This window comes from Stenotrophomonas sp. 14P6.2.3 (assembly GCF_057799055.1).
Window position 1 is genome coordinate 1 of record NZ_JBYOLA010000041.1, and the last position, 19391, is coordinate 19391.

18 protein-coding genes are annotated in these 19391 nt (G+C 66.4%); 6 read left to right on the forward strand and 12 right to left on the reverse strand.

What is annotated here, in order from left to right:
- Positions 1-139: 139 nt before the first annotated feature.
- The 11 genes from AC27VL_RS18935 to AC27VL_RS18985 form a co-directional block, all read right to left on the reverse strand.
- Positions 140-1411 carry a glutamate-5-semialdehyde dehydrogenase gene (locus AC27VL_RS18935; RefSeq protein WP_488767857.1) on the reverse strand — a complete coding sequence of 424 codons (1272 nt, stop codon included), beginning with the start codon at positions 1409-1411 and terminating at the stop codon, positions 140-142.
- Entirely contained in the window at positions 1408-2565 is a 1158-nt protein-coding gene (gene proB / locus AC27VL_RS18940; protein ID WP_089236218.1) for a glutamate 5-kinase, read from the reverse strand. Before proB ends, AC27VL_RS18935 begins: the two co-directional genes overlap by 4 nt.
- Positions 2566-2575: 10 nt before the next feature.
- Positions 2576-2839, reverse strand: a complete 264-nt coding sequence (locus AC27VL_RS18945; RefSeq protein ID WP_089236219.1) for a YciI family protein — start codon at positions 2837-2839, stop codon at positions 2576-2578.
- Positions 2839-4134 (reverse strand): argininosuccinate lyase, encoded by a 1296-nt coding sequence (gene argH / locus AC27VL_RS18950; RefSeq protein ID WP_488767860.1) that lies wholly within the window; start codon positions 4132-4134, stop codon positions 2839-2841. Before argH ends, AC27VL_RS18945 begins: the two co-directional genes overlap by 1 nt.
- A 19-nt stretch (positions 4135-4153) precedes the next feature.
- A complete protein-coding gene (gene argC / locus AC27VL_RS18955) occupies positions 4154-5110 on the reverse strand; it encodes an N-acetyl-gamma-glutamyl-phosphate reductase (protein ID WP_488767862.1) in 957 nt (318 codons plus the stop codon).
- A gap of 10 nt (positions 5111-5120) precedes the next feature.
- Positions 5121-5720, reverse strand: a complete 600-nt coding sequence (locus tag AC27VL_RS18960; protein ID WP_488767864.1) for a GNAT family N-acetyltransferase — start codon at positions 5718-5720, stop codon at positions 5121-5123.
- Positions 5721-5725: 5 nt separating this feature from the next.
- Positions 5726-7054: an acetylglutamate kinase gene (locus AC27VL_RS18965; protein WP_089236223.1), complete on the reverse strand. Its 1329-nt coding sequence runs from the start codon at positions 7052-7054 to the stop codon at positions 5726-5728.
- A gap of 74 nt (positions 7055-7128) precedes the next feature.
- A complete protein-coding gene (locus tag AC27VL_RS18970) occupies positions 7129-8217 on the reverse strand; it encodes an acetylornithine deacetylase (RefSeq protein WP_089236224.1) in 1089 nt (362 codons plus the stop codon).
- Between the two features lie 125 nt (positions 8218-8342).
- Positions 8343-9536: an argininosuccinate synthase gene (locus tag AC27VL_RS18975; RefSeq protein WP_165377653.1), complete on the reverse strand. Its 1194-nt coding sequence runs from the start codon at positions 9534-9536 to the stop codon at positions 8343-8345.
- A gap of 57 nt (positions 9537-9593) precedes the next feature.
- Positions 9594-10604 carry an N-acetylornithine carbamoyltransferase gene (locus tag AC27VL_RS18980; RefSeq protein ID WP_025876421.1) on the reverse strand — a complete coding sequence of 337 codons (1011 nt, stop codon included), beginning with the start codon at positions 10602-10604 and terminating at the stop codon, positions 9594-9596.
- Between the two features lie 329 nt (positions 10605-10933).
- Entirely contained in the window at positions 10934-11497 is a 564-nt protein-coding gene (locus AC27VL_RS18985; RefSeq protein ID WP_089236226.1) for a glycine zipper 2TM domain-containing protein, read from the reverse strand.
- Positions 11498-11684: 187 nt separating this feature from the next.
- Between AC27VL_RS18985 and cysS the strand changes: the two genes are divergently transcribed.
- Genes cysS through AC27VL_RS19000 form a run of 3 tightly spaced genes read left to right on the forward strand, consistent with a single transcriptional unit; the run spans position 11685 to position 14813 of the window.
- Positions 11685-13061, forward strand: coding sequence for a cysteine--tRNA ligase (cysS, locus tag AC27VL_RS18990; RefSeq protein WP_488767868.1), 1377 nt, complete (start codon positions 11685-11687; stop codon positions 13059-13061).
- 55 nt (positions 13062-13116) lie between these two features.
- Positions 13117-13569: a SufE family protein gene (locus AC27VL_RS18995; protein WP_100553040.1), complete on the forward strand. Its 453-nt coding sequence runs from the start codon at positions 13117-13119 to the stop codon at positions 13567-13569.
- Positions 13566-14813 (forward strand): MFS transporter, encoded by a 1248-nt coding sequence (locus tag AC27VL_RS19000; RefSeq protein WP_205404710.1) that lies wholly within the window; start codon positions 13566-13568, stop codon positions 14811-14813. Before AC27VL_RS18995 ends, AC27VL_RS19000 begins: the two co-directional genes overlap by 4 nt.
- 456 nt (positions 14814-15269) lie before the next feature.
- Here the strand turns inward: AC27VL_RS19000 and dksA are convergent, their stop codons facing one another.
- Entirely contained in the window at positions 15270-16490 is a 1221-nt protein-coding gene (gene dksA, locus AC27VL_RS19005; protein WP_488767870.1) for an RNA polymerase-binding protein DksA, read from the reverse strand.
- Between the two features lie 273 nt (positions 16491-16763).
- On the opposite strand from dksA, the gene yidD reads away from it, so the two are divergent.
- From yidD to AC27VL_RS19020, 3 genes are read left to right on the forward strand one after another with little or no spacing between them, the layout of a single operon-like run.
- Complete coding sequence (gene yidD, locus AC27VL_RS19010) at positions 16764-17018, forward strand: membrane protein insertion efficiency factor YidD (protein WP_100440597.1); 255 nt, start codon at positions 16764-16766, stop codon at positions 17016-17018.
- Between the two features lies 1 nt (position 17019).
- On the forward strand, positions 17020-18366 hold the full coding sequence (locus tag AC27VL_RS19015; RefSeq protein ID WP_089236231.1) for a dihydroorotase: 1347 nt from the start codon (positions 17020-17022) through the stop codon (positions 18364-18366).
- Positions 18366-19214 (forward strand): M23 family metallopeptidase, encoded by an 849-nt coding sequence (locus AC27VL_RS19020; RefSeq protein ID WP_488767873.1) that lies wholly within the window; start codon positions 18366-18368, stop codon positions 19212-19214. Before AC27VL_RS19015 ends, AC27VL_RS19020 begins: the two co-directional genes overlap by 1 nt.
- The last annotated feature ends 177 nt before the right edge of the window (positions 19215-19391 follow it).

Consider the following 19391-nt stretch of genomic DNA (forward strand, 5'->3'; position numbering starts at 1 on the left):
CAGGGACGTACTTGCGGCGTCCCCCGCAACCGGACCCACCCCGCCATCCCACAGGAACCCAGCTGTTGCCGTCGCTTCGGCCCTTGCTTCGGCTGTTGCCGTTGCCTCTGCGGGTGCCGGGCGCAGCCCGGCCATGAACCTAGCTACGAACCTGGCCTTCGCCGCGCACCACGAAACGTTCGACCGTGAGTGCTTCCAGTCCCATCGGGCCATAGGCATGCAGGCGCGTGGTGGAGATCCCGATCTCGCTGCCGAGGCCGAGCTGGCCGCCATCGGAAAAACGTGAAGACGCGTTGACCATCACCACCGCCGAGCGCAACGCGTTGACGAAACGCTCGGCACTGGCCGCGTCTTCGGTGGCGATCACTTCGGTGTGGTCGGAGGTATAGGTGCGGATGTGCGCGATCGCTGCGTCAAGATCGTCGACCACGCAGACCGCCAGTACCAGATCAAGGAACTCGGCGGCATAGTCATCCTCGCTGGCCGCAGTGCTTCCCGGCAGCAACGGCTGCGCGCGCGCGTCGGCACGCAACTGCACACCACGTTCGGCCAGCGCCTGCGCAGCGCGCGGCAGGAAGTCTGCGGCAATGTCCTGGTGCACCAGCAGGGTTTCCAGTGAATTGCACGCGGACGGGCGACTGCACTTGCCATCCACCAGCAGATCGAGCGCTTTTGCAGGGTCGGCACTGGCATCCACGAACAGGTGGCAGACACCCTTGTAGTGCTTGATCACCGGTACCCGTGCGTGTTCTGCAACGAAGCGGATCAGGCCCTCACCACCGCGCGGGATGGCCAGGTCGATCAGTTCATGCAGCTGCAGAAGTTCCAGCATGGCTTCGCGGCGCAGGTCGGTCAGCACCGTCACGGCGGCAGGGGGAACGCCGTTGGCCTTCAATGCCCCGGCCAACGCCTGCGCGATGGCAGTGTTGGAATGGATGGCCTCCGAACCTCCACGCAGAATCACGCCGTTGCCCGCCTTCAGGCACAGCGCGGCGGCTTCGGCGGTTACGTTCGGGCGTGCTTCGTAGATCATCGCGATCACCCCCAGCGGCACGCGCACCTTCTGTACGCGGATGCCGTTCGGACGCACGTCGTCGCGGGTCACCTGCCCGACCGGGTCCGGCAGGCCCGCCACCTCACGCACCGCATCGGCCATTGCCAGCAGGCGTGCCGGGTCCAGCGCCAGGCGGTCGAGCATCGCGCTGCCCACGCCCTTGTCGCGGGCGGCGGCCAGATCGCGCGCATTACCCGCAAGAATCTGCCCGGCATTGACCTCCAGCGCCTGCGCCATCGCCAGCAGCAGCGCCCTGCGGGCATCGCTGTCGAGGCCAGCGACCACCTGGGCTGCGTCACGGCAGGCGCGGGCCTGCGATTCGATCTCACTCATCGGGACATCCTGCAATGGGTTCATGGCAGCACCAGATCGTCGCGATGGACGACGGTTCCGCCGTAGTTGTAGCCGAGCACGGTCTGGATGTCGCGCGTGTGGCGGCCGGCAATGCGGCGCACATCATCGGCGGCGTACTGGCTGACACCACGGGCCACGCAGACCCGGCCAGCTTCGGTGTTCCAGCACACCTGCACCATGTCACCACGGCGGAACGCGCCATCGGCACCGGTGATGCCACCAGGCAACAGCGATGCGCCCTTCTCGCGCATCGCCTGCGCTGCACCGGCGTCGATCAGGATCGCGCCTTCGGCCAGCGGTGCGTGCCGCAGCCAGTGCTTGCGGGCGGCCTCGCGGCTGCGCGCCGCATGGATGCGGGTGCCGAACAGGCGATCCTGCGCCAGCGCGCGCACCACCTCGCCGCTGCGGCCGTTGAACAGATAGGTTTCAATGCCAACACGGCCGGCCTTGGCCGCGGCCTCCAGCTTGGTGCGCATGCCGCCGGTACCGGCGACTGAACCGGCACCACCGGCCATCGCCAGCACGGCATCATTCAACTCGGGCACGTCGTGCAGCGGCCGTGCATCGGCATGCGTGCGCGGGTCGGCACTGTAGAGGCCATCGATGTCGGTGGCGATGAACAGTGCATCGGCATCGACCAGCGCCGCCACGGTCGCGGCCAGGTTGTCGTTGTCGCCGAGCTTGAGCTCGTCCACCGATACGGTGTCGTTCTCGTTGACCACCGGCAACGCACCCAGCCGCAACAGCTCGTTGAGGGTGGCCCGCGCATTGAGGTAGCGACGGCGGTTGCGCAGATCGTCATGGGTCAGCAGCACCTGCGCCACCGGGCGCTCGAAGAAGCGCTGCCACAGACCGATCAGCTGCGCCTGGCCAAGTGCCGCCAATGCCTGTCGCGCAGCCATCGCCGCACCGGGCTCATCGGCCCTGGGCAGGATCGCGCGGCCGGCAGCCACCGCGCCGGAGGAGACGATGACCACTTCGCGCCCGGCCAGCACATTGGCCGAGACGAACTGGGCCAGGCCCAGCGCGTGACGCGGTGACAGGCCACCGCCATCGGCCGCGAGCAGGCTGCTGCCGACCTTGAGTACAGCACGCCGCCACGACGGCAGCGCTTGTTCGGGGAACGGCGATGCAACGTTGGCGGCGTGGACAGTCATCGGGGGCGCCTCAGCGGGTATTCCATTCATGGACGCTCAGCGCGGATGCCTGCATCGTCACCAGCGGATCGGTGGCGACGATGGCCTGTGCCTGCGCAAGGCTGTCGACGTTGCACAGCACATAGGCGCCGCCACTGCCATCGGCAAAGCCGCCGGTCAGCTGCAGCTTGCCCTCGGCCTGCAGCGCATCAAGAAAATCGCGGTGCGGTTGCACCACGGCGTCGGTGAAACCGGGCTGGCGCATCGCCAGCACCAGGTAAACGGTACCGGCCATCAGGACAGCGCCTGCCAGCGCGCGCGCAGTTCATCCAGGCGCAGGTCCGACGCCGAACCCGGCGATACACGCGCCGCCAGGCTGCCTTCCGGCGTACGCCCCTGCCCCGCGCTGTCGGCACCGGCGGCAGCGGCCTTGTAGGCCTCGCGGAAGGGTACGCCCGCGACCGCAGCTTCCACCGCTACATCGGTGGCGTACATGCCCGAATCGATCGCTGCGCGCAGTTTGTCATCGCGCCACTCCAGGTTGGCCAGCAGCGCCGGCAGCAGCTCCAGCGCGGCCAGGCCGCGACCAAAGCCGTGGAAGATCGCGCCCTTGGACGACTGCAGATCGCGGTGGTAGCCCGATGGCAGCGACAGCAGCTGCTCGATCTCGGTGCGTGCGGCGGCGACGCTGGCATGGGTCGCCCGCATCAGCTCGATCACGTCCGGATTGCGCTTGTTGGGCATGATCGAACTGCCGGTGGTGTACTGCGCCGGCAGCGCGACGAAACCGAATTCGGCGCTGGTGAACAGCGACAGGTCCCAGGCAATGCGGCGCAGGTCCAGGGTCGCGCCCCCCAGCGCTTCCAGTGCGGCCAGTTCGAACTTGCCACGCGACAGCTGCGCATAGATCGGCGAAATCTGCATGCGCGCGAAGCCGAGCGCAGCGGTGGTGTGCTCGCGATCCAGCGGCAGATTCACGCCGTAACCGGCGGCAGTGCCGAGCGGATTGGCATCGATCAGCGCATGGGTATCACGCGCACGCACAGCGTTGTCGATGAAGGCTTCGGCCCAACCGGCCCACCACATGCCGGCCGAGGACACCACCGCACGCTGGATGTGGGTGTAACCGGGAATCGGCAGGTGCTGTTCGGCCTGCGCACGGTCAAGGGCGACCTTGGCCACTTCGGCACTGACCTGCGCCACGCGCTGCAACTTCTCCTTCAACCACAACCGGGTGGCGACCAGGATCTGGTCGTTGCGGCTGCGGCCGGTGTGGATCTTGCGGCCGGCATCACCCAGGCGCTCGGTCAACCGTGCCTCGATGGCGGAATGGCCATCTTCATACTGCGTATCCAGCACGAAGCGGCCTTCGCGGAAGTCCTGCGCCAGCACCTCCAGTTCGCTCAGCAGGCCAGCGAGTTCATCGGCGCTGAGGATGCCGATGTGCTGCAGGCCCTGCGCGTGCGCGGCGCTGGCGGCGATGTCATGCAGGAAGAATTCGCGGTCGAGGATCACGTCGTCGCCGGCGAGGAAGGTCTGGATCTGGGCATCGACAGCGACGCCTGGCTTCTGCCAAAGAAGGTCTGCCATGGGGGGCTCCTGTGCGGTTTCAGTGCGGGATCGACGTCAGTTCGTCGATGCCCAGCGCGAGATTGAGGTTCTGCATGGCCTGGGTGGCCGCGCCCTTGAGCAGGTTGTCCAGGGTCGCCACCACCACCACCCGCTTGCCGCCCGGGGCCAGCGTGAAGCCGCCGACCTGGGCACCATGGCGGCCAGCGATGCGGCTCACCCACGGCGCCTCGTCCACGACCTCGATGAGTGCTTCACCGGCATAGGCCTGCTGGAAGCGCTCGACGATCTGCTCGCGGGTCTGCACACGGTTCAACCAGAGGTTGGCGGTGAGGGTGATGCCACGGAAATGCGGCGCGACGTGCGGCATGAATTCGACCGCCACGCCCAGCTGCACGGACACCTCACGCTCGTGCACGTGGTTGGTCAGCGCGTACGGCATCAGGTTGTCGGCCAGCAGCTCGACGTTGTTCTTGTCCGACGGCGAGGTGCCGGCACCGGAGTAGCCGGACACGCCGAAGCACTGCGGCGGGCCAGCCAGCAGCTCCCGCAGCGGATGGATCGCCAGCTGCATCGCAGTGGCATAGCAGCCGGGATTGCTGATGTGCTTCTGCCCGTTGTAACGGTCGCGGGTAAGCTCGGGCAGGCCGTAGTACCAGGCAGTGTCGAAACGGTAGTCGGCCGACAGATCGACGATCACCGTGTCCGGCTTCGCCGTTTCCAGCGCCGCCACGAACGGAGCAGCCAGTCCGTTGGGCAGCGCCAGGATCACCGCATCCACGCCCTTGGCGGCAACGGCATCGGCGTCGAGATTCTCGAACTGCAGTTCACCCTGCCACTGCGGGTAGTGGTCGGACACGCGCTGCCCGGCCAGTTCGCGCGAAGAGACGAAGCCCAGCTGCAGGTTCGGATGCGCGGCCACCAGCCGGATCAGCTCGGCGCCGGTATGGCCGCGGGCGCCGACGATGCCGACGGTGAACGAGGAGGAAGTGCTCATGCGTGCGTGCTCATGCGTGCGAGTCGAGGCGGTGCTGCAGGTGGCGTTTCACGCCCTGCCATTCCGCGTCGATGATGGAGAAGATGACGGTGTCGCGCGGCGTGCCGTCGGGATGGCGACGGTGATTGCGCAGCACGCCATCCTGCTTGGCGCCCAGGCGCGCGATCGCGGTGCGCGAGGTGAAGTTGAACCAGCTGGTTTCAAACACCACGCTCAGGCATTCCAGCCGCTCGAAGGCATGGCTGAGCAGCATCAGCTTGGTTTCGGTGTTGACCCCGGTGCGCTGCACCGACTCGCCATACCAGGTGTAGCCGATGCTGAGCCGCGGCACGTCCGCCTGCAGGTCGTAGTAGCGGGTGGTGCCGACGATCTGGTCGTTGGCATCGAACACCACGAACGGCAGCACCTTGCCCTCGGCCTGCACCTGCAGCGCGGCCTGCACGTAGCCGGTCATGGTCTTCGCATCGGGCACCTGCGTGTACCAGAGCTTCGACAACGCACCGTCACCCAACGCACCGCGCAGGCCGTCGATATGGCTCATCTGCAGCGGTTCCAGCCGCGCATGCGTGCCGGTCAGCGTGGGTACCTTGGTCCAGTCTGCGTGATTCATCGCGCTCAGCCCTCCAGGCTCGGTGCACGCACGGCGCAATGGTCGACGTAGGTCCTGATCCGGTCGATGCCATCGGCACCGTACCAGAACACCTTCCAATTGCCCTGCTTGTAGCAGCCATCGGATTCGGCGTAGTAGAAATGGTTGATCGGGTTGCCGTTGCGTGAGCGCCAGAACAGCTGAGGAGTTTCTTCCAGCATCACGTTCCAGACGGCGCGGCCCAGGCCTTCACCCTGCGCATCGTCGAGCACGGCGAACTTGTCCAGGTACACGCCCTCGGCCTCATCGGTGAGGATCACCGCCGTGCGGTAGTTCTCGCTGACATAGGCGCGCAGCAGCGTGGTCTTCTCGAAATAGTCCGGCACCAGGGTGCGGCCGAAACTGGATTCGATCAGGCCCTTCAGGCGCGGCAGGTCCAGCTCGCTCCAAGCGGTTGCACGCAGCACCTTCTCGCCCTTGCGTACCAGCGTACCCGAGCCCTTGTGGGTAAACAGTTCCTTGGCCAGGTCGGCGGGCCGGGTGATCGACACCGACGATTCCAGCGGCAGCCGGTCCAGCAGCGACTTGATCTGTTCGATCTTCACCTTCATGCCACCGTGGATCCACGGTTGCGCGATCAGGTGGTCGTACTCGGTGGACAGGTTGATCGAATCGATCACGCTGCCCTCTTCGTCCAGCAGGCCGCCGGTACCGGTCAGGAAGATGATCTTGTACGGCTGCAGTTCCTGCACCAGTTCGTTGGCGGCGAAGTCGGCATTGACGTTGAGGATCTGCCCGCCGGCGGTCTCGCCGAGGCTGGTGATGACCGGGATCGAGCCCGCACGCAGGCTGGCTTCGATCGGCGCCAGGTTGACCTTCTTCACCTCGCCGACCAGGCCGTAGGTATCCAGGCCCAGGTACTCCGCCTCGAACACGCCACCGGTGATGGACGTGGCGCGCGCGCCGTTCTGCTGCAGGGCTTCGACCAGGCGCAGGTTGGATTGCTGGAACACGCGGCGCACGATTGCCAGCGCTTCCGGCGAGGTCACCCGCAGGCCGTTGACCGTCTGCTTTTCAATGCCGGCGGCCGACAGTTCCGCATCCAGCTGCGGTCCGGCGCCGTGCAGCACGATCGGGGTCAGGCCGACCTCCTGCAGGAACGACAACGAGGAGGTCAGCGCGTCGAGATCGTCGCGCAGCACTGCGCCGCCGACCTTGACCACGGCGAAGCGCTTGGCGTCCAGCTGCGAAAAGCGCTTGAGGTACTGGCTGATCTCCTTCGCGCTGGCCATGCTCGAGAGCAGGCGCACGATGGTCTGGCGGGTCTGGCGGTGGGGCTGGAGGGCAGGAGACATTTCGGTTTCGTCACAGGCGGCGGTCGCCGCGTTGCAGTTCCGCCGCGCAGAAGCGCAGCGGCGTTGTAGGTCGATCAGGCGCCGGCGGCGATGATCCGGTGTACAGCATCGGTGTAGCGCTGCAGCTGCTCAAGCGTCACGAACTCGTCGGCGGTATGGGCCTGGGCGATGTCGCCCGGGCCGAACACCAGCGTGGTATAGCCAGCGGCCGAGAACAGCGACGCCTCGGTCCAGAAGTCCACCGCGTTGCCGATCGGAATATCCAACGCATCGGCCACGTCGCGCGCCAGCAGGCGGCGGTTCTCGGCTTCGGCGATGTCGCCCGCCGGCAGGCTGGGGCCACGGAAGGTTTCGGTGAACACCGCCGCTTCCGGTTCGGCGAAACCGGCAAAGGTCGCCAGCAGCGCATCGATATCCATCGACGGCAGCGGCCGGAAGCCGAAGCGCACTTCCGCCGCCGGCGCGATCATGTTGGCCTTGATGCCACCTTCAACCCGCCCGATGTTGAAGCGCAGGCCGGTCAATCCACCGAAGCGTGCCGAGGCCAGCGATTCGACGTGGTCCAGCGCACGGTTGCCCCAGCGCATCGCCTGGTGCAGCGCACTGGCGGCTGCATCCTGCTTGCCCGACGCGTGGCCGGCACGGCCGGCGAACTGCATCAGCACCGAGCTGATGCCACGATGCGCGAGCACCGCTTCGCTCATGGTCGGTTCGGCCACCAACACCGCTTCGTACTTGATGCCCCGGGCCAGGAACGCGGCAATACAGCGCGGATCGTTGGCTTCTTCATCGCTGGAGAACAGGAACGCCGCGTCGCCATCACTGGCATTGGCTGCAGCCACCAGCGCAGCAGCCGCACCCTTGATGTCACACACACCGAGGCCGACCACGCGGTCGTCCAGGCGGCGCATCACGTGCGGATCGGCACTCCAGTGCGGCGAGTCCGGCACGGTGTCCAGATGCACGTTGAACAGGTACTTCGGCGTACCGCGCACGGCGTACAGGCTGACCGCGCCGGCGCCATGGTCGATCACCTCGACATTGAACCCGGGCAGGTTGTCGCGCAGGTAGTCGAAGATGCCGCCGGTGGTGATCGCACGCGGCGGGTTGCGGGTGTCGAAGGACACCAGTGCCTGCAGGTGATCGAGCGTCTGTTCAAGCATGAATCAAAGATCCTTCAGTACAACGTGTACCGGCTGGAAGAGAGCCCCCTTGATGTTCAAGGGGGCGCGCCAACGGCGCGGGGATTAGGTGGAATGCGCGGGAGACGCGCGCGCAATTCAATCGCTCAGCGATTGACTTGCGCGTAAAGCGTCGAGCTCATGCCGAACAGCTTGATGAAGCCTTCGGCTTCTTCCACGCCCCAGTCGGCCGACTGCGCATAGGTGGCGCCCTTGGTGTTGAGCAGGTGCGGCGACTTCACGGCAACTGCATCGACACGACCACCACGGGTTTCCAGCACCACTTCGCCGTTGACCTTGGCCTGGGACGACTTCAGGAACGCCTCGATGTCGGTCTTCAGCGGGTCGTGGTAGAAGCCTTCGTACACCAGCTCCACCCACTTGCGCGCCACGTCCGGCTTGAAGCGGTTCTGCTGCTTGGTCAGCACCGCATCTTCCAGCGCGCGGTGCGCGGCCAGCAGCGAGACCAGGCCCGGTGCCTCGAACACGATGCGGCCCTTCAGGCCGATCACGGTGTCGCCGGTGTACACGCCACGGCCGACGCCGTAGGGGGCGAACAGCTTGTTGAGCTGGGCCAGGATCTGCTCACCCGGCAGGGCCTTGCCGTTGAGCTCCACGGCTTCGCCTTCGACAAACTTCAGGGTGACGGTCAGCGGTGCTTCCGGCCATTCGCTGCGCGGTGCGCACCAGCCACGGGCGCCCTCGCCCGGTGCTTCCCAACGATCGATCTCGCCGCCGGACATGGTCAGGCCCAGCAGGTTCTCGTTGATGGTGTAGGCCTGCTGCTTGGCGCGCACGCCGAAGCCACGCTCTTCCAGGTACTTCTGCTCGTAGGCGCGGGTCTGGGTGTGTTCCTTCTGGATCTCGCGGATCGGCGCGATGATCTGGTAGTCACCCAGGGCCTTCACTGCCAGGTCGAAACGCACCTGGTCGTTGCCCATGCCGGTGCAGCCGTGAGCGATGATGTTGGTGCCCAGTTCGGCGGCGCGCTTGAGCGCGGCATCGACGATCAGGTAACGGTCCGACACCAGCAACGGGTACTGGCCCTGGTAGCCCTCACCGGCCCACACGAACGGCTTGACGAAGCCGGACCAGATGGCCGGACCGCCATCGACGGTCTGGTGGCTGGTGACACCCAGTTCGGCGGCACGCTTCTCGATGAAATCGCGCTCTTCGTCATCCACGCCGCCGGTATCGGCGAACACGGTATGCACGTTGTAGCCGCGCTCCTGCAGGTACGGCACGCAGAAGCTGGTATCAAGGCCGCCGGAGAAGGCGAGAACGACGTCTTTGTTGCTCATGGGGGTATGTCCTGGTAGCGCCGGGCCATGCCCGGCGGAAATGTTCGAATGGAGAAATCAGCGCCCGGCAACAGCGGCCATGATCGCCTTCTGCACATGCAGGCGATTCTCGGCCTCGTTGATGGCGATGCACTGCGGCGAATCCATCACGCCGTCAGTCGCCTTCACGTTGCGGCGCAGTGGCAGGCAGTGGCTGAACACGCCGTTGTTGGTCAGCGCCATCTTCCGCTCGTCGACGATGAAGTGCTTGAACTGGTCGCGGATCGGCTTCTCCGGTTCCCAGTTGCCGAAGAACGGCAGTGCGCCCCAGCTCTTGGCATAGACCACGTCGGCACCGGCATAGGCGCTGTCGATGTCATGGCTGATCTTCAGCGAACCGCCGCTCTCGGCCACGTTCTGCTCGGCCCAGCCCATGTAGCGCTCGTCGAGGATGTAGTCGGCGGTCGGGCACAGCAGCGTCACGTCCATGCCCATGCGGGTGGCGATGGTCAGCGCCGAGTTGGCCACGGCGGTGTTCAGCGGCTTGGGGTGGTAGGTCCAGGTCAGCACGTACTTCTTGCCGCGCAGGTCCTGGGTGCCGAAATGCTCCTGCAGGGCCATCACGTGCGCCAGCTCCTGGCACGGGTGGGTGATGGTCTCCATGTTGATCACCGGCACCGGCGAGTACCTGGCGAAACTCTCGAGCACGACGTCCTGGCGGTCGTAGGCCCAGTCGACGAACTTCGGGAACGCGCGCACGGCGATGATGTCGCAGTAACGGCCGAGCACCTTGGCCACTTCAGCGATGTGCTCTTCGGTATCGCCATCCATCACCGTGCCGAGGTTGAACTCGATCGGCCATGCATCCTTGCCCGGCTGCAGCACCACTGCGTGGGCACCGAGCTGGAACGCGCCCAGCTCGAAACTGGTGCGGGTACGCATGGACGGATTGAAGAACACCAGCGCGATCGACTTGCCCTTGAGCTGGTCGCCGAGCTTGTTGCGCTTGAACAGCGCAGCCTGGGTCAGCAGCGCGTCAAGTTCGCTGCGGCTCCAGTCCTGGGTGTTCAGGAAGTGCTTGGGGGACATCATCATTCCTTGCATGAGCGGCGCCGGTGGCCGACGCGGTGGAAGGTGGAAGGGAAAACCGGGAACCAAGGTGATACGAAAAGGTTGCAGATGAAGCTTTCAGAACGCGGAAACGAAAAAACCCAGCCGGCGGGCTGGGTTTTTTTCGGACGAACAGCAGAAAGCTCCGGATTACCCAGCGAGAATGTGGGGTTCCGGTCGACGGGCACGCGACGTCATGCCAGTGGCCTGGCGGGCGGCGCTGCTGTCGTGCTGGAAGTCGGTGAGCTTCATTGGTCGGCAATCTTTACATGCGGCCGGGGCCGGCGCAAGAGGCCGGCGTCGCAGAATCAGGGGGTACCAGCGGCAGCCTGCTCGGGGCCTACCCACGGGGTGATCGAAACCCGGATCTTCAGCCGGTTGCCAGGGTCTTCCGGCAGCCGTGAACGGTACTTGGTGCCCTTGTAGACGTAATCCACGTCGTAGGCGATGGGGCGGCGGAACTCACGCCCGACAGGCACGATGCGACAGTCCCGGGTCAGCATCGGACCGGTATTGGCCGGCGCCGGGGCGGGGGTTTCCGCCGGAAGCTCCTCCAGCGTCTCCTCGTCGCTGCGCTTGAACATCGAGCGCACCGAATCCCACAGGCGGCCGATGCGGCCCTTGTCCTCGACCGGCTCCTCGCCGGTGACGTTGACCGGGGCCAGGGTGCGGGTCGAGACCGGCTCGCAGTGCTCCTCGGTACGGGTTGCGCGCAGGGTCTGGAACACCGGCTCCACGTTGAGCACCTGGGCGTAGTCGAACTTCACGTTCTCCACGATCACCACCCGGTTGCGGGGCTCGGCCTCCTGGGCCAGGACCACGGCGGGCAGCGCCGACAGGCAGGCCAGGGTCAGCAACGCGGTGGTTTTCATTGGCGATGGGAGCAGGGACACGGCAATAGTGTAGGCAGTGGTGACCGCAAGGGGCTGAACATTACCCGTCCGCGTCGTTCCTGCCCACCCCACCCCACCCGCCGGTGACGTCCACCGGTGGCAATGGTCCCCCCAAAGGGGCCCGACACGTTCTAAAATCACAGGCTTGTCCCCCAGTCACAGACCCATGACCCTGCGCCTGCACAACAACCTGACTCGCCAGCTCGAACCGTTCACCCCGCTCGACCCGGCCTGTCCGACCCTGTATGTGTGCGGCCCGACGGTCTACAACTACGTGCACATCGGCAACGCCCGTGGGCCGGTGGTGTTCGGGGTGCTGGCCGACCTGCTGCGGCGGCGCTTCGGTGCCCTGCGCTATGCCCGCAACATCACCGACGTGGACGACAAGATCAACACGGCCGCGCGCGAGCAGGGGGTGCCGATCAGCACCATCACCAACCGTTTCGCCGCCGCCTACCGTGAAGACATGGCCGCGCTGGGCGTGGTGCCGCCGGACATCGAACCGGAAGTGACCGCGCACATGGCGCAGATCATCACCATGATCGAGCAGCTGGTCAGCAGCGGGCATGCTTACGCTGCCGAGGGCCATGTGCTGTTCGCCGTCGGCAGTTTCGAGGGCTACGGCAAGCTGTCGCGCCGCGATCCGGACGAAATGCTGGCCGGCGCCCGTGTCGAGGTTGCTCCCTACAAGCGCGCGCCCGGCGACTTCGTACTGTGGAAGCCGTCCGGCGACGACCTGCCCGGCTGGGAATCGCCGTGGGGCCGCGGCCGTCCAGGCTGGCATATCGAATGCTCGGCGATGGCCGCCGCACACCTGGGCGAGACCATCGACATCCATGCCGGTGGCGTCGACCTGCAGTTCCCGCACCACGAAAACGAGATCGCGCAGAGCGAGTGCGCGCACGGCGGCAAGGTGTTCGCACGCTTCTGGCTGCACAACGGCATGCTCAACTTCGGCGGCGCCAAGATGAGCAAGTCGATCGGCAACATCGAGCGCGTCCACGACCTGGTGCGTAAACACGCCCCCGAGGCACTGCGCCTGGCCTTGCTGTCGGCCCACTACCGGCAGCCGCTGGACTGGTCCGACGCGCTGATCGAACAGTCCGGCCGCACCCTCGACCGCCTGTACGGCACCCTGCGCGAGCTGGCCGAGGTGGCCGCCACGGCAGTGATCCCGGCAGACATCGAAGCGGCATTGGATGATGATCTCAATACGCCGCAGGCGCTGGCCGAAGTGGCCCGTATCGCCGGCGAAGCGCGCCGCGCCACCGATCCCAGCGAACGCGCACGCCTGAAGAGCGAACTGCTCGGCGCGGGTCTCGCCCTGGGCCTGCTGCAGGCCGATCCGGCGCAGTGGTTCGGCAACGCCGCTGGCGACAGCGACGACGACGCGCGCATCCAGGGCTTGATCGACGAACGTGCGGCAGCCAAGCAGGCGCGCGACTTCGCCCGTTCCGACGCCATCCGCGACCAGCTGGCCGCCGAAGGCATCGTGCTGGAAGACACCCCGCAGGGCGTGCGCTGGTCGCGCAAGCGCGGCTGACCTGACCTGCCCCGTGGCCGGCCCCACCGGCCACGCCCCCACTGTAGAGACTGTTGTGATCGACTCCCCGTTCCCGCTTGAATCCACCGCCGCCGAGGCACAGACGGCCATCGCCGAGGAATTCGGTTTCTTCGGCGACTGGTCCGAGCGCTACCAGTACCTGATCGACCTCGGCCGCAAGCTGCCCGCCTTTCCGGAAGAATGGAAGACCGAAGAGCACCGCCTGCTCGGTTGCCAGTCGATGGTCTGGATCGTGCCGGAAGGCAATACGCAGTCGCTGCGCTTCCACGCCATCAGCGATTCGGCCATCGTCTCCGGCCTGATCTTCCTGGCGCTGCGGGTGTACTCCGGGCGCACCGCGCAGGAGATCCTGGCCACCGAACCCAGCTATATCCAGGATATCGGCCTGTCCCGCCACCTGTCGCCGACCCGCAGCAACGGCGTGGCGGCGATGCTGGCCTTCATCCGTGAGACCGCGCAGGCCCAGCTGCAGCGCGATCCGTCGTGAGCGAACCTGCCACAGCCGAAGACACCGCGCTGGGCCTGCTGTCCCGGCCCGGTTTCGCCCGGCTGCTGGCGTACCGCATCTTCGCGATGCTGTCCTACCAGGTGGTCGCGGTCACCGTCGGTTGGCACATCTACGAAGTCACCCGCAATCCGTTCTCGCTGGGCCTGATCGGCCTGGCCGAGGTGCTGCCGTTCTTCTGTGTGGCCCCGTTTGCCGGTTATCTGGTGGATCATCTGCCGCGCCGCAAGCTGGGCATGGTCGCCTGTTCCGGACTGATCGCCACCGCGCTGGTGCTGACCAGCGTAGCCAAGGGCTGGCTGCCGGTTGACGGTGTGTGGCCGATCTATGCAGCCATCGCCCTGACCGGCATGGTCCGCGCCTTCCTGTCGCCGATCTACAACGCGCTGTTCGCCCGCGTGCTGCCACGTGAACATTTCGCCCGTGGCGCCGGCCTGGGCGCCGTGGTGTTCCAGACCGGCATGATCGCCGGCCCGGCACTGGGTGGGGTGCTGGTCGGCTTCGGTGGCAAGGGTCTGTCCTATGCGGTGGCCACGGCCTTCGCGCTGGTGGCGATGGGCTGCCTGGCCACGCTGAAAGTGGAAGAACCGGTGCATGCCGGCCCGGCCGCCCCGATCTTCAAGAGCATCGCCGAAGGCGCCCGCTTCGTGGTCGGCAACCGGATCATGGTCGGCGCCATGGCGCTGGACATGTTCTCGGTGCTGCTGGGCGGCGTGGTGGCGATGCTGCCGGCGTTCCTGCACGAGATCCTGCACCACGGCCCGGAGGGACTGGGCATCCTGCGCGCGGCCCCGGCGCTGGGTTCGGTGTGCGTCGGCCTGTGGCTGGCGCGCCATCCCCTGCACCGCAATGCTGGTCGCGTGCTGCTGTTCGCCGTGGCCGGCTTCGGCCTGTGCGTGATCGGCTTCGGCCTGTCCCAGCACTTCTGGCTGTCGGCGTTGATCCTGCTGTTCTACGGCGCCTTCGACGGCGTGTCGGTGGTGATCCGCTCCACCATCCTGCAGCTGGCCACGCCGGAAGAGATGCGCGGCCGGGTATCGTCGATCAACGGCATCTTCATCAGCTCGTCCAACGAACTGGGCGCGTTCTATGCCGGCACCATGGCCAAGGTTCTGGGGCTGGTACCGGCAGTGGTGCTGGGCGGGTTCGCGGTGCTGAGCGTGGCCGGGATCACCGCATGGAAGAACCCGACGCTGCGGAAATTGAATCTGCGCGACCTGCAGTGATCCCGCGGAGAGCGGGTTCGGCGGCGCCGGGCATTTGACTGGGCCCGTCACTCTCCCTCGATGCGGTGCTCGGCTCGCTACAAGGCGGACCCAACAGCCGCGAGCGCACGCATGACCGCTCCTGGTAGAGCCAAGCCATGCTTGGCTGTTTTTGTTTTTGTTTTTGTTTTGCTCTTCCCTGCCCTACGGCTTCGGCCTGAGCCGAGCATGGGCTCGGCTCTACAGCGGCCGCACTCGGGAACCGTCTGGAGCGGGCGGGTCACGCGGGCCAGGACCGTTCGCGCCATGGATGGCGCGACCGAGCCCCCAGGGATGGGTTTACGGCGTGTCCTGGCCCGGGTGACCCGCCCGCTCGCTCGCGGAACAACCAAGGCGCCGCTCTACGCAGCCAACTCGAACCCAACAAAAAACCCGGCCGAAGCCGGGCTTTTCGCATGACATCACAACGAACCGGAATCAGTCGCCCTGCTGCTTCTGCAGGTGCTCCCAACGCTCCTGGGCGTCGATGGTGCGCTCGGCGGTCAGGCGCGCTTCGAGGCGCTCCAGGCCGATTTCTTCACCGGTGTCCACGCAGTACCCGTAATCGCCCGCTTCCAGGCGCTTGAGGGTGCTGTCGATCTTGCCGATCAGCTTGCGGTAACGGTCACGGGTGCGCAGTTCCAGCGAGTTCTCGGTCTCGCGGGTCGCGCGCTCGGCTTCATCGCCGATGTCACGCACTTCCTCACGCAGGTTCTCGATGGTCTGCTTGGACTCTTCCACCAGGTCGGCGCGCCAGTTCTGCAGGCGCTGGCGGAAGTACTCCTGCTGCAGCGGGCTCATGTACTCCTCGTCCGAGGCCGGCTTGTAGCCTGCGGGCAGGATCGGGCGGCCAGTGGCCTCGTCGGTCTTGTATTCGACGACCTTGTACTTGCTGCGCGGCGCAGGTGCCGACGAACGGGCGGCGACGGCCACAGCGACCTTGCCCACGGGGCGGGTCACGGTCTTCGGAGCGGAATCGGATTTCACGGCGGTTTTAGCAGGCGATTTCGAAACGGGCACGGGATTCTTGGATTGCGGGGCGGTCGATGCTGCAGAAGCGGCGGCCGGGGCCGGCTTGGAGGCCGGTTTGGCTGCTGCCACTGCCGCGGTCTTGGCCGGGACAGACTTGGCCGGGGCCGGCTTCGCAGCTGGCTTCGGTGCGGACTTCACTACAGGGGCCGGCGTCGGCTTGGCAGCCGGCGGGGCGACATTCTTGGCAGTCTTGGCGGCAGGTGCCGGCTTGGCAGGCGCCACCTTCTTTGCTGCCGGCTTCGCAGCAGGCGCGGCGGCAACCTTCTTCACCACCGCCTTCGGCGCTGGCTTGGCTGCTGCCTTCTTCGGTGCCGGCTTGGCAGCGGCCTTCTTCACCGGTGCAGCCTTGCTGGCAACCTTCTTCACCGCCGGTACCTTCTTGCTGGCAGCGACAGGTTTGGCCTTGACCGGCGCAGCGGGTTTCTTCGCCACTGCCGGCTTGCCGGACTTGGCCGGCGCTTTCTTTGCGGTAGCCTTCCTGGCCGCCGGTTGTGAGGATGCCGCCTTGGTCACCGGCTTGCTGGCCGGCTTCTTGGCAACGGGCTTGGCCGCCAACTTCTTCACAACAGGCTTGGCGGTTTTCTTGGCGGCCTTGACGGCCTTCTTTGCAGTTTTTTTAGCAGCCACGAAACGCTCTTCCTTGGATTCCCCGGGGCCCGGGAAAGCGGGCCTTTATAGCCTACCCGACCCGCAGCAGCAACCTTGGGGGCCCGCTCCATTCAGTCCAGGAGTCAACGGGTCCAAGGCGCGGTCCGACGAACACGGACCGCGTTGCGCGGTACGGAACCTGTCCGGCACCTGGAGGGGTGCCGATAGCGGTCGCAGGCCATCTACGACATGCGACCAACGGCCCATCCTGCACAAATGCGGCCTTCATGCCAACTGGCTTAAGATGACTGAGTGATCTCGCGCCTGCTCATCGCCCTGCTGCGCTTCTACAAGCGCTTCATCAGCCCGCTGCTGGGGCCTCGCTGCCGTTTCGTGCCGAGCTGCTCTGAATACGCCATGGACGCCATCTCCCGGCACGGCCCGCTGCGCGGCAGCTGGCTGGCCGCGCGACGGCTGGGCCGCTGCCATCCTTTCCATCCCGGCGGCTTCGATCCAGTACCCGAATCTCCCGACGCCCCTTCTTGCCGTTGCACAGGAAAACACTGACATGTCCTCCACGCTCATCACCAACGCCCGCCTGGTCAACGAAGGCCGCACCTTCGAAGGCGACCTGCGCATCGAGAACGACCGCATCGCGCAGATCGGCAAAGGGTTGACCCCGCGTGATGGCGAACAGGTGGTGGATGCGGCCGGGCGCTGGCTGCTGCCCGGGATGATCGACGACCAGGTGCACTTCCGCGAACCAGGCCTGACCCACAAGGGCGACATCGCCAGCGAGTCGGCCGCGGCCGTGGCCGGTGGCCTGACCAGCTTCATGGACATGCCCAACACCAACCCGCCGACGCTCGACTCGACCATCCTCGAAGCCAAGTACGAGCTGGCACGCGGCCGTGCCTGGGCCAACTACGGCTTCTACCACGGCGCCAGCAACGACAACCTGGACGCCATCCGCGCGCTCGACCCGAAGAAGGCGCCGGGCGTGAAGGTGTTCATGGGGGCGTCCACCGGCAACATGCTGGTCGACAACCCGGAAACCCTGGACGCGATCTTCCGCGAGTGCCCGACCCCGATCATCACGCACTGCGAAGACACGCCGATGATCGATGCCAACCTGAAGGCCTTCCAGGAAAAGTACGGCGACGCGCTGACCCCGGAGATGCACCCGGACATCCGATCGCGCGAAGCCTGCATCAAGTCGACGCGGCTGGCGATGTCGCTGGCGCGCAAGCACGGCACCCGCCTGCATGTGCTGCACATTTCCACCGCCGACGAACTGGCGCTGTTCGAGAAGGGGCCGCTGATCCGCGCCGATGGCAGCCGCAAGCAGATCACCGCCGAGACCTGCGTGCACTTCCTGCACTTCGCCCGCCCGGACTACGCCACCAAGGGCAACCTGATCAAGTGCAATCCGGCGATCAAGGACGTGGCCGATCGCGAGGCAATCACCGCCGCATTGGCTGACGACGTGCTGGATGTCCTGGCCACCGACCACGCCCCGCACACCTGGGAAGAGAAGCAGAAGCCCTATGCGCAGGCGCCGTCCGGCCTGCCGCTGGTGCAGTACGCGCTGGTCGCCGCGCTGGAACGCGTGCACGAAGGCAAGCTGACCCGCGAGCAGGTGGTGCAGAAGTTCGCCCATGCTCCCGCCCAGCTGTTCGACGTGGAAGAGCGTGGCTTCCTGCGCGAAGGCTACTTCGCCGACTTGGTGCTGGTCGAAGACGTACCGTTCACCGTCAAGCGTGAGGACGTGCTGTCCAAGTGCGGCTGGTCGCCGTTCGAAGGCACCACGTTCCAATCGCGCATCGCCTCCACCTGGGTCAACGGCCAGCTGGTGTGGGACGGCAGTTCGCTGGTGGGCGAACCCGCTGGCCAGCGCATGACCTACGACCGCTGATGCGTTCGGCACTCATGTGCGGGGCGCTGCTGCTGGCAGCCCCCCTGTTCTCCGCACCGGCGGCACAGGCGCAGGACGGCATCGGCGACCTGATCGACAGCCGCGTGGTGTTCCCGGCCAGCGCTTCGCAGGGCGCGCTGGTGATCGGCAAGGTTCCCGCGGGCAGCAGCGTGCGCTTTGCAGGCCGCGAGCTGCGCGTGAGCAGCTACGGCAGCGTGGTGTTCGGCATCGGTCGCGATGAGAAGGGACCGCTGCAGGTGCAGATCCGCCGACCGGATGGCAGCAGCGAGACGGCCGCCATCACGGTGACCCCGCGTGACTGGCCCACCGAGCGGGTGAACGGCGTGCCGCCGAAGACGGTCAATCCGCCGCCGGCCATCGCCGAACGGATCAAGCGCGAACAGGCGCAGGTCACGGCCGCGCGTGCGCGCGATGACAACCGCACCGATTTCACCCAGACCTTCATCTGGCCGGTGCAGGGTCGCATCAGCGGCCGCTTCGGCAATGCGCGCGTCTACAACGGCCAGCCCGGTGCCGGCCACTCAGGCATGGATATCGCAGTACCGACGGGCACCCCGGTGAAGGCGCCTGCAGCCGGTATCGTCACCTTCGCAGGCCCGGATCTGTACCTGACCGGAGGCACCCTGCTGCTCGATCACGGCTTCGGGGTCAGTTCGAACTTCCTGCATCTGTCGCGCATCGACGTGAAGGTCGGTGATCGCGTCGAACAGGGCCAGGTGATTGCCGCCGTCGGCGCGACCGGCCGTGCCACCGGCCCGCATCTGCACTGGGGCATGAACTGGTTCGACACCCGCATCGACCCGCTGCTGGTGCTGGAACGCAGATAACGCGCGCAGCTTCCCCGCCGGGCATGGCCCGGCGCTACCGCGTGACGGATCGTTTATCGCGCATGGGCCATGCGCTGAATTGGTAGCGCCGGGCCATGCCCGGCGAGCGCAGCGGCCAATCGTTCAGCCGCGAGCGGCCCACCACACGCGCAGCAACGTGCGCACGGGCGTCGCCTC

Excerpts from the sequence above, each read along its gene's own strand:
- AC27VL_RS19020 (WP_488767873.1), top strand. The coding sequence starts at position 18,366 with ATGCGTTCGGCACTCATGTGCGGGGCGCTGCTGCTGGCAGCCCCCCTG.
- AC27VL_RS18965 (WP_089236223.1), bottom strand. The coding sequence starts at position 7,054 with ATGTCTCCTGCCCTCCAGCCCCACCGCCAGACCCGCCAGACCATCGTG.
- AC27VL_RS18960 (WP_488767864.1), bottom strand. The coding sequence starts at position 5,720 with ATGAATCACGCAGACTGGACCAAGGTACCCACGCTGACCGGCACGCAT.
- AC27VL_RS18985 (WP_089236226.1), bottom strand. The coding sequence starts at position 11,497 with ATGAAAACCACCGCGTTGCTGACCCTGGCCTGCCTGTCGGCGCTGCCC.
- AC27VL_RS18970 (WP_089236224.1), bottom strand. The coding sequence starts at position 8,217 with ATGCTTGAACAGACGCTCGATCACCTGCAGGCACTGGTGTCCTTCGAC.
- argH (WP_488767860.1), bottom strand. The coding sequence starts at position 4,134 with ATGGCAGACCTTCTTTGGCAGAAGCCAGGCGTCGCTGTCGATGCCCAG.
- cysS (WP_488767868.1), top strand. The coding sequence starts at position 11,685 with ATGACCCTGCGCCTGCACAACAACCTGACTCGCCAGCTCGAACCGTTC.
- AC27VL_RS19015 (WP_089236231.1), top strand. The coding sequence starts at position 17,020 with ATGTCCTCCACGCTCATCACCAACGCCCGCCTGGTCAACGAAGGCCGC.
- AC27VL_RS18975 (WP_165377653.1), bottom strand. The coding sequence starts at position 9,536 with ATGAGCAACAAAGACGTCGTTCTCGCCTTCTCCGGCGGCCTTGATACC.
- AC27VL_RS18980 (WP_025876421.1), bottom strand. The coding sequence starts at position 10,604 with ATGTCCCCCAAGCACTTCCTGAACACCCAGGACTGGAGCCGCAGCGAA.
- AC27VL_RS18935 (WP_488767857.1), bottom strand. The coding sequence starts at position 1,411 with ATGAACCCATTGCAGGATGTCCCGATGAGTGAGATCGAATCGCAGGCC.
- argC (WP_488767862.1), bottom strand. The coding sequence starts at position 5,110 with ATGAGCACTTCCTCCTCGTTCACCGTCGGCATCGTCGGCGCCCGCGGC.
- proB (WP_089236218.1), bottom strand. The coding sequence starts at position 2,565 with ATGACTGTCCACGCCGCCAACGTTGCATCGCCGTTCCCCGAACAAGCG.
- AC27VL_RS18945 (WP_089236219.1), bottom strand. The coding sequence starts at position 2,839 with ATGGCCGGTACCGTTTACCTGGTGCTGGCGATGCGCCAGCCCGGTTTC.